2 protein-coding genes are annotated in these 2,015 nt (G+C 35.3%); both read left to right on the top strand.

What is annotated here, in order from left to right:
* Nucleotides 1–415, top strand: a 415-nt coding sequence (gene tssD / locus M4I21_RS18400; protein ID WP_349628919.1) for a type VI secretion system tube protein TssD, incomplete at its 5' end; no start/stop codon positions are given.
* 265 nt (nucleotides 416–680) lie between these two features.
* Nucleotides 681–2,015: phage baseplate assembly protein V (locus M4I21_RS18405; protein ID WP_249560690.1), on the top strand; the 1,335-nt coding region annotated here is incomplete at its 3' end.

The following is a 2,015-nucleotide window of genomic DNA, read 5'->3' on the forward strand; positions in this document are numbered from 1 at the left end:
AAAAAAACAAATTATTATGGGATCATTTAGAGCAGATTTTAGTTTCGGTGGTAAAGTATTTGATGTACTTTATTCTGATTATGAATTTAGTAGAAGTACAGATTCAAAAGGAAAGCCTTCTTCTAACGTTACTGGCGGTAGAGTTGAGTTAATTATAGAGTCTACAGAAGATACTTCTGTTATTGAAGCTATGGTTAACAGTCAGTTTAAACCAGTTGAAGGTAAAATTACTTTTAAGAAAACAGACGAGGATGCTAAAATGAAAGAAGTTGAGTTTAAAAACGCTTACATCGTTCATTTTAAAGAAACGTTAAACGTAAATAATGACGTGCCAATGACTATTAAAGTTACTTTCTCTGCTGAGGAAATTAACGTTGGTACGGCTTCTTTATTAAACCGTTGGCCAACTGCATAACACAACTAAACACATACTAGTTGTTTAGACATGTTTATACTATTAAAGCCTTCAAGTGTCATAATTTGAAGGCTTTTTTATCCTTTTACAAAATACCGCTTACTATGTATTAGCTACAACACATAAGCTATTACATTTAAAAAATAAAATAAGCCTAGTAGAACTCATCAGTTTACAGCTTTGTACCAAAAATATCAATAAAAATTAGGCCTCTAGGTTTCTAAATTTACCACAAGGCTTAGGTAGTACCTACAAACATAAAGTTATGACACCAGAAAATAAGCAAATTAGTATTAACGGTAAATTTATTAGTGGTTACAAACACATTACCATAGCTCAAAAAATTAACGACCACCACTCTTTTGAGGTTGGTATAGATTTAGAAGCTGGGGAAACTACTACTGCACATACTATAGACAAGTCTAAAGATTGGCTTGGTAAAACCATACTTATTACTACTACTGGTAAAGATTTTACGGGTATTATAACCAACGTATCACTAAATCAAAATAACGGCAATCATGGTCAAATTATACTTTCTGGCTACTCCTCTACTATTGTTTTAGAAGATAGCGAGCTTATGCAATCTTGGTTAAACAAGTCACTTGCAGACATTGTAAAAGTGGTGACCAAAAACCCTAAATTAACTACAGAAATTGCGCCAGAAAACACAGCTACATTAGACTATGAGTCGCAATACCTAGAAACCAACTTTAAGTTTATACAACGTATTGCAAAACAACATAACGAGTGGTTGTTTTATGATGGGGATACTTTATTTTTTGGTAAACCATCACAAACAGATCCTATTACTATAGAATACGGTAAAGATTTAACCGAAATGAATATTGGCATACAAGCGCAGGCTCGTAAAGCACAAGCATTTTCGTACAACTCACAAGACGTACAACAACACAACAGTCAAACTCCAGATAGTCCTGCTGGTTTAAACGAATTAGGACAACACGCCTTTAACACTAGTTTAGAACTCTTTTCTACTGGCGGTAATGGGTACACCATTCCTAGAATTAAAAACAAGTCTGAGATTGACAACTATTTAAAAAAGAAACAACAAAGTGCTGCTGCAAACTCTAACTACATCTCTGGTAAGTCTACTAAAAAGGGGTTAGCCGTAGGGAGTATTATAGATATAGAAACAGCTATACTTAGTGGTGTTGCTAGTTATGCCACTAAAAAGCACGGTAAATATATTATTACAGAAATTACACACTACGCTAAAGAAGCAAACTATTACACCAATAGTTTTGTGGCTTTACCAGTAGATATTAAAAGCTTACCAGAACCCGACGTTGCCATACCAGTAGCGCAAACACAAATGGCAACGGTACTAAGCAACCAAGATCCTAAAAACAAAGGAAGAGTACAGGTACAAATGAACTGGCAAACCGGAGAAATGAAAACTGCTTGGATACGTGTTATGACACCAGATGCGGGCAGCAGTAGCAATGTAGCTACCAACAGAGGTTTTGTATTTATACCAGAAGAAGGAGACCAGGTTTTACTTGGCTTTAGATACAACGACCCTAACAGACCATTTGTATTAGGCAGCCTGTTTAACGGGCAAACAGGAGCTGGTGGA

The organism is Cellulophaga sp. 20_2_10 (assembly GCF_023476645.1).
Classification (GTDB): Bacteria; Bacteroidota; Bacteroidia; order Flavobacteriales; family Flavobacteriaceae; genus Cellulophaga.